The organism is Inhella sp. (assembly GCF_041912635.1).
Classification (GTDB): Bacteria; Pseudomonadota; Gammaproteobacteria; order Burkholderiales; family Burkholderiaceae_C; genus Inhella.
This window is the reverse complement of record NZ_JAYRMO010000020.1, coordinates 86845-93723: the sequence shown is the minus strand read 5'-3', so window position 1 is coordinate 93723 and position 6879 is coordinate 86845. Positions and strand designations below refer to the sequence as shown.

General features: G+C 69.7%; 10 protein-coding genes. All 10 read right to left on the bottom strand.

Translation table 11 applies throughout. The features are described 5' to 3' along the window. Window positions 1–238 precede the first annotated feature (238 nt). A complete protein-coding gene (locus ACE3QP_RS13215) occupies window positions 239–604 on the bottom strand; it encodes a hypothetical protein (RefSeq protein WP_374436727.1) in 366 nt (121 codons plus the stop codon). Further along, the gene (locus ACE3QP_RS13210; RefSeq protein WP_374436725.1) at window positions 601–933 is read right to left on the bottom strand and encodes a copper-binding protein; all 333 of its coding nucleotides are present in this window, start codon (window positions 931–933) and stop codon (window positions 601–603) included. The genes ACE3QP_RS13215 and ACE3QP_RS13210 overlap by 4 nt, the downstream gene beginning before the upstream one ends. Window positions 934–945: 12 nt before the next feature. Then, the gene (locus tag ACE3QP_RS13205; protein WP_374436724.1) at window positions 946–1395 is read right to left on the bottom strand and encodes a DUF411 domain-containing protein; all 450 of its coding nucleotides are present in this window, start codon (window positions 1393–1395) and stop codon (window positions 946–948) included. Then, the gene (locus tag ACE3QP_RS13200) at window positions 1392–1880 is read right to left on the bottom strand and encodes a plastocyanin/azurin family copper-binding protein (RefSeq protein WP_374436722.1); all 489 of its coding nucleotides are present in this window, start codon (window positions 1878–1880) and stop codon (window positions 1392–1394) included. The genes ACE3QP_RS13205 and ACE3QP_RS13200 overlap by 4 nt, the downstream gene beginning before the upstream one ends. Window positions 1881–1891: 11 nt before the next feature. After that, the gene (locus ACE3QP_RS13195; protein ID WP_374436720.1) at window positions 1892–3262 is read right to left on the bottom strand and encodes a multicopper oxidase family protein; all 1371 of its coding nucleotides are present in this window, start codon (window positions 3260–3262) and stop codon (window positions 1892–1894) included. A gap of 11 nt (window positions 3263–3273) precedes the next feature. Continuing rightward, complete coding sequence (locus tag ACE3QP_RS13190) at window positions 3274–4689, bottom strand: TolC family protein (RefSeq protein WP_374436718.1); 1416 nt, start codon at window positions 4687–4689, stop codon at window positions 3274–3276. Continuing rightward, the gene (locus ACE3QP_RS13185) at window positions 4686–4976 is read right to left on the bottom strand and encodes a hypothetical protein (RefSeq protein WP_374436716.1); all 291 of its coding nucleotides are present in this window, start codon (window positions 4974–4976) and stop codon (window positions 4686–4688) included. Before ACE3QP_RS13185 ends, ACE3QP_RS13190 begins: the two co-directional genes overlap by 4 nt. A gap of 62 nt (window positions 4977–5038) precedes the next feature. Further along, complete coding sequence (locus tag ACE3QP_RS13180) at window positions 5039–5374, bottom strand: hypothetical protein (RefSeq protein WP_374436715.1); 336 nt, start codon at window positions 5372–5374, stop codon at window positions 5039–5041. Window positions 5375–5442: 68 nt separating this feature from the next. After that, complete coding sequence (locus ACE3QP_RS13175) at window positions 5443–6111, bottom strand: hypothetical protein (protein WP_374436714.1); 669 nt, start codon at window positions 6109–6111, stop codon at window positions 5443–5445. Window positions 6112–6176: 65 nt separating this feature from the next. After that, window positions 6177–6560 (bottom strand): GreA/GreB family elongation factor, encoded by a 384-nt coding sequence (locus ACE3QP_RS13170; protein WP_374436712.1) that lies wholly within the window; start codon window positions 6558–6560, stop codon window positions 6177–6179. Window positions 6561–6879: the final 319 nt, after the last annotated feature.

Here is a 6879-nt window from a genome sequence, read left to right as displayed (position 1 = left end):
CCGGCTTCAGATCGAAACGCAGCTTTTTGAACTTCGCGACGCTTCATTGACCGGGAACTGCGGCACTCAGCCGCGTGCGCTGTGCCCTCGAAAGCCGTCTGCCGCCCAGACTCCTAGGGCGACTGTGTGCTTGAGCGCCTTTCTTTGCCCCGCGTTTCTTTGGCAAGACAAAGAAATGCGGGTCGGGGTTCGGGGGTGAAGCCCCCGAGGGCTATCACTACTCGAAAAACAAGAACGATCAACGCTGCAACTGCACCGTCAACCCCACCACCGCCCCACCCTTGTTGCTCCACATCCAGCAATAGTCCTGGTCCAGCGCCACCTTCAACTCACCCTGCTGCGCCGCCACGCCCTTGGCCTTGGCCGGGTACTCGACGTCCTTGCCCACGTGGTAGTGAATGTTGAAGTCCAAGGCGGCCGGGGCTTCGAAGGACCAGCGCACGGTCTGGCCCTTGCTGAGCTTGCCGCAGTACTCGGCAAACTTGCCCGGCGCCACCTGGAAGCTCTGCGTGGCGCGACCCTGCTCGTCCCAGCGGATCTCGGCAATCTCGGCCTGCACCGCGCCCGCGCCCAGCAGGGTCAAGGCAACGAAAGCGGCCTTCATGGCGCGGCCTCCAGTGCGGTCACCACGTAGCGGGCGCCGTCCTTCTCGATGCGCACGCGTACCTTGTCGCCCGGCTTGGCCTTGGCCAGCAGGGCCTTGTCCTTGACGCCGAACACCATGGTCATGGGCGGCATGTCGAGGTGCTTGATCTCGCCGTGCTTCAGGGTGATCTTGGCCTGCGCGGCGTCGATCTTCTTGACTTCCGCCTCGGTGAAATCGGCCGCTGCCGCGGCGGGTGCGCTGGCGTGGTGGGCGCTGTGCTCGCCCGCCGCCTGGGCCAGGGGAGTGGAGAGGCTGGCCAACAAGGCCAGCAGCAGGGTCTTGGTCATGAAGGGATTCACTCAGGAGTAGGACTGGAACACGCGGGTGCTGCCGTCCTTGCGCACGAGCAGCACCTCATAGGGGTCTTTGCGGCCGCCGTAGACAGGGCCGTCCATGCCCGGCGAGCCCACCGGCATGCCGGGGACGCTCAGGCCCACGGCTTCAGGCTTTTCTTTCAGCAGGCGCTTGATCTCGCGCGCCGGCACATGGCCTTCGATGGCATAGCCGCCCACCTGCGCGGTGTGGCAACTGCCCAGGGCCTGCGGGATGCCCAGCTTGCGCCGCATGGCGGCATTGCCGGTGTCGTGGAATTCCACCGTGAAGCCCTGCTGCTGCAGGTGGGCGATCCAGTCCTTGCAGCAGCCGCAGTTGGCGTCCTTCCACACCTCCACCTTGGGCAGCGCCCCTTGGGCCCAGGCCGGGGCGGCCGCAGCGAGCAAGGCGCTCAGGGCATGGCGTCGTTTCATCATGATTGGCCTCCTTTGGGCTGAACGGTGATGGTGCCCACCATGCCGGCCTGGTAGTGGCCGGCAATCAGGCAGGCGAAGTGGAAGGAGCCCGCGCGGTTGAAGGTCCAGACGATCTCGCCGATCTTGCCCGGGTCCACATGGACCATGTAGGGCTCGTCGTGTTCCATGTCGGGGAACTTGAGCATCAGCGCGGCGTGCTGGTCCAGTTCCTTCTGCGTGCCGATGACGAGTTCGTGCAGCATCTTGCCGCGGTTGCGCACCACCAGGCGCACGGTCTCGCCCTCGCGCACGTCCAGGTGGGCGGGCTGGAAGCGCATGTCGTCGGTCATGACGATCTCGACCTTGCGCGCACCCTTGGCCGAGCCGGCGATGCCCCAGTCCTTTTGCTCTTTCTTGACTTCAGCGGGCGCGTGGTGCTTCGGTCCATGGGCCTGGGCCGCGCCTGCGCTCAAGAGCGCGGCCAGCAGCAGGGGAATGCGTTTCATCGTCTGTCCTTTCAATGGGAATGCTGGCCGGGCTTGCGCACCTGCACCTCGATGTCGCGCGGCGCAGGCTTGGGCGGGGCGGCGCGCGCGGGCGCCGGGGCTTCGCCCTGCAGTTCGTAGGCCACGGTGCCCGGGGGGTGCTGGAACCAGCCCGGGTCCTTGTAGTCGCCAGGTTTCTGGTCCTTGCGCACCTTGATGACGGAGAACATGCCGCCCATGCCGATGGCACCGAAGGGCCCCTCGCCCGTCATCATGGGTGCGGTGTTTTCGGGCAGGGGCATTTCCATCTCGGTCATGTCGTGCATGCCGCGCTCGCCCATCACCATGTAGTCGGGGATCAGCTTCCGGATCTTGCCCGCCAGGCCCGTGTGGTCCACGCCGATCATCGTGGGCACGCCATGGCCCATGGCGTTCATGGTGTGGTGGCTCTTGTGGCAGTGGAAGGCCCAGTCGCCCGGCTCGTCGGCCAGGAAGTCGAGTTGGCGCATCTGGCCCACGGCGATGTCGCAGGTCACCTCGGGCCAGCGCGCGCTCCTGGGCACGGGGCCGCCGTCGGTGCCGGTCATGACGAACTCATGCCCATGGATGTGGATGGGGTGGTTGGTCATCGTGAGGTTGCCCACGCGCAGGCGCACGCGGTCGCCCTGGCGCACCACCAGCGGGTCGATGCCGGGGTAGATGCGGCTGTTCCAGCTCCAGAGGTTGAAGTCCAGCATCGTCATCACCTTGGGCGTGTAGGCGCCGGGGTCGATGTCGTAGGCGTTGAGCAGGAAGCAGAAGTCGCGCTCGACCGGGTCGATGTGCGGATGCTTGCCCTTCGGATGGGTGATCCAGAAGCCCATCATGCCCATGGCCATCTGCACCATTTCATCGGCATGCGGGTGGTACATGAAGGTGCCGGGGCGGCGCGCCACGAACTCGTACACAAAGGTCTTGCCCACGGGAATGGCGGGCTGCGTCAGGCCGGTCACACCGTCCATGCCGCAGGGCAGGCGCTGGCCATGCCAGTGGATGCTGGTGACCTCGGGCAGCTTGTTGGTCACGTAGATGCGCACGCGGTCGCCCTCCACCACTTCGATGGTGGGCCCGGGGCTCTGGCCGTTGTAGCCCCACAAATGCGCCTTGAAGCCGGGCGCCATCTCGCGCACCACGGGCTCGGCCACCAGGTGGAACTCCTTGACGCCGTTCTTCATGCGCCAGGGCGCGGTCCAGCCGTTCAGCGTCACCACCGGGTTGTAGGGCCGGCCGTTGGGCGGCACGAGCGGCGGCTGGGTGTCGGCGCTGGTCTGGATGACGGGCTCGGGCAGCGCGGCCATCGCCACGCTGGACACCGCCGCGCTGGCCACGCCGGCGCCTTGCAGAAAACCTCTTCTGGAAACCATGGGGATGTCCTTCAATGGCCGCCGCCGGCCTCGGCCGGGGCGGACAGGCTGGCGGCCGCAGCGGCCAGATTGGGTTTGCCGATCAGCGCCTGCTCCAGGTCGGCCTGGGCGAGCCAGAAATCGCGTTCGGCCTCGATGGCGGCGTTGACGGCGGCCACTTGCGCGCGCGCATCGGCCAGCAGCTCGAACACGCCAATGAACATGCCGTTGTAGCGCAGCAGGTTTTCCTCGCTGACCTGGCTCTTCAACGGCAGCAGCACCTGGCGCTGGTGGCGGGCGATGTCCCAGGCGTGGCGGTAGGCCCCGTAGGCCTCGCGCAGTTCGGAGCGGGCGTTGATGGCGGTGTCGGCCACCTGGGCCAGGGCCTGGCGGTACTGGTGTTCGGCGCGGGCCACGCGGGCGCCGCCCCAGTCGAACAGCGGCAGCTCGATGCTGAGCTCCCAACCGCGCTCGCGCGCGCCCTCGTTGTTGGTGTTGAGGTGCCCGCCCAGCTCCAGCACGTTCACGAAACGGGTGATGCGGCTCAGCCCCAGCTGGCGCGCCGTGGCCTCGGCGTTCAGCTTGGCCCCTTGCACGTCCAGGCGCTGGGCCAGGCCCTCGCGCTCGATCTCGGGGCGCTCGGCCGGTGCAGTTGGCAGATCGGGCAGACGCTCGGGCAGGCGCAGTTGCTCCAGCTGATCGCCCCACAACCCCAGGGCACGGATGAGGCGCTCGCGCGCCGCCTGCGCGGCGGCGGTGGCGCGCGCATGGGCCAGCGCAGCCTCGGCCTGGAAACCCTGCTCACGCAGCTGCTGCAGCTTGTTGAAATTGCCCACGCTGCGCATGCGCGCGGCCAGCTCGGCGCCGGCCTCGGCGGCTTCCAGCACCTGGGCGCTGTAGGCCAGGGTTTGCTGCGCGGCCACGGCCTGCACCCAGGCCTTGCGCACCGTGGCAGCGCGCTCGATGACGGCCAGCAGCGCCGCGCCCTGGGCCTGCTCCACGCGGCGCGCCTCGATGGCGCGGCGCATCGGCCAGCTCAGCAGGCTGTTCAGGTTCAGGTGCAGGCTGCGCTCGATCTCGCGCTCGACGCCATGGTCGGCGCTGGCACGGTTGCGGCCGAAGCTGAAGCCGGGGTTGGGCAGGCGGCTGGCCTGGTCCAGATCGGCCACGGCGATGCCCAGCTGCGCGTAGGCCGCCTGCAGGCCGCGGTGGTTCAAGAGCGCCAGCTGCACGGCGGCGTCCAGGCTCAGGGGCTGGGCCAGCAGCGCGGCCACGCGGCGTTCGCGCTCGGCTTCCTGCTCGGGCGTTTGCGCCCACAGCAGCTGGGCGCCGGGCAGGGGCTTGGCGGCCGCTTGCTGCAGTTCGGCAAAGCGCGGTTGCGGATCCAGGCTGGCGCAGCCGGCCAAGGCCAGGGCCAGGGCGGCTAGAAGAGGGGTCAGGCGCCTCATTGCGGCGCCCCGTGGTGGTGGGGCTTGGCCGCGGAGGCAGCCGGCGCCGCATGCACCGGCTCGCGGGCATAGGCACGCCAGCCGCCGGCACGCTGCACGGCCTCGTGGGCGGCGCGCCAGCGGCCGGGCTCGGCCGGGTCGGCCACCGGCGCGGCGGGGCGCGCCAGCACCGAACGGTGCTGCAGGGCCGGCACTGGAGCCTTGGGGTCGGCAGGGTCGGTGCGGTTCGTCGCATGGGCCGGCAGGGCCAGAGCGACCAGCAGCGGCGTCAGAAGGGCAAGGCGCATGGGAAGCAAGAACGAGAGGGTGCGCAGCGCGCACGGGCACACCCGCTATGCGCAGGTGCGACTCAGGCTTGCGGGCTTTGGGGCGGGCGCAGCAGCGGGGGCTGCGCGGTTTGCGGCGGGGCCTGCGGTTGCAGGCCGGGCCAGTCGTCGCGGGCCAGTGCGGGCAGGCACAACGGAGCCGGCGTGGGCAAGGCGGCCGGCAGGCAGCAGTGGGCGCAGTGGCTGCAGCCGGCATCGGGCAGGGAAGCATCTGGCGCCATCTCGTGGCAAGGCAGAACGGCCTGTGTGCTGGCGCCCTGCCCCCCCATCGCCGCCAGGCTGGCGGCGCGCACCAGCCCACCCTGCAGGCCCAGGCACAGGGCGAGCAAGAGGGTCAGCAGCAGGCGGGGGGTGGACATGGCGATCAATGTAGCAAGGGCGGTGGGGCTGGGTTTTGCGCAGTCTCAAGCTTGACCCGGTGGCAAGGTCAAGTCCCCGCCAACGCCAGCACGCGCTCGAACAAGCTGTGTCCGCGCACACGAAAGCCGCCACACTCGCCCGCCGCCAGGCGTGCGCGTGCCAGATCGGCAGCACCGGCCACGTCCTGCTGCAGCAGCGCGGCCAGCACCCGCTCCTGCCACAGGCTGCTGCTGGCATGGGGGTGGCGCTGCAGCCAGGCCTGCTGCTCGCGCTCGCTGAAGGCCAGGTAGCGCGGCAGGGTGTCCAGCCCGCCCGCCAGGCGCGCGGCGGCATCGGCCGCGCCCTGCACGGACAGCGCCACCCAGCGCGCCAGCGCCTCGGAGGGTCCGTCCAGGCCGCTGACCGCGCTTCGGTACACGGTCACGCCCGGCAGCGCATGGGCGCTGGCGGCATGCGGGCGCAGGTCCTCGGGCAGGCTCAGGCCCAGCGTGCGCCAGAGCACGCGGTCCAGCGCCCGCCACTTCATGCTCAGCGAGAGGCGGGCATGGCCCTGGCGGGCATCGGCCAGCGGCAGCAGCAGGAAGACCAGCGGCCCCTGGCGCCAGTACGGCATGCCATCCAGGCCGTGCCAGCCCCGGTGCTCGGCCTCGCGGGCGATGCCGTGCAGCAGCGCCTGCTCGAAGGCCTGGGCGGGGGGCGGGTGCTCGATCGGGTCGAGGGTGGGAACTTCGCTCATGGGAACTCCAGACGTGACAGAGCCTGCAAGCACAGGGGCTTGCATCAGGAAAGAGGGGGTGACGCTCAGGCCAGGTAGTCGCCGCTGGCTTCGGGCTGGAACAGCAGGGCCTCGATGCGCAGCGCGCGGTGCTCGCCGGTGGGCGTGCGCCAGCTGACCTCACTGCCCACGCGGCGGCCCAGCAGGGCGGCGCCCACGGGCGAGAGCACCGACACACGGCCCGCATGCGGGTCGACATCGGGCGGGTAGCAGAGCGTCTGCGGGGCCGCACCGGCGTCGTCGCTAACGAGCACGCGGCTGTTCATGGTCACCACATCGGCCGGGATCTCCGGCGAGGGCAAGGCGCTGGCGTCATCCAGCAGCTCGCGCAGCGCGGCACTGTTGAGCTTCAGAAGACGGGCACGGTCAAGTTCGGTGAGCAGCAGCTCACCGCTGAGGACGGCGGTCATGGCAACTCCGTGGGTGGCGCCGCAAGCGGCGCACAACATCCATCGCGCGGCTTTGGGGCCCGGCGATCAAAGAGGTGCGCTAAAGGGAAGAAGGAGAGCGATCGCCGGGCTCAGGAAAGTGCGTCCGTAGGACGGCCGCAGCGGTCACCGGTCTGGAGCGTGGAGTTCATGCGCGCGGCCACGCGCGGCGTCGGGGCGACGCCGCGGCTGAGGAGGTGGCAGGCGCGGGGGAACATGGGGCGGATGCTAGGCGCGAAGGCCGCTGCGGCCAAGCCCGCATGCCAGAAGCGCACTGCCGTGCAAGGTCTTCGGCATGAAA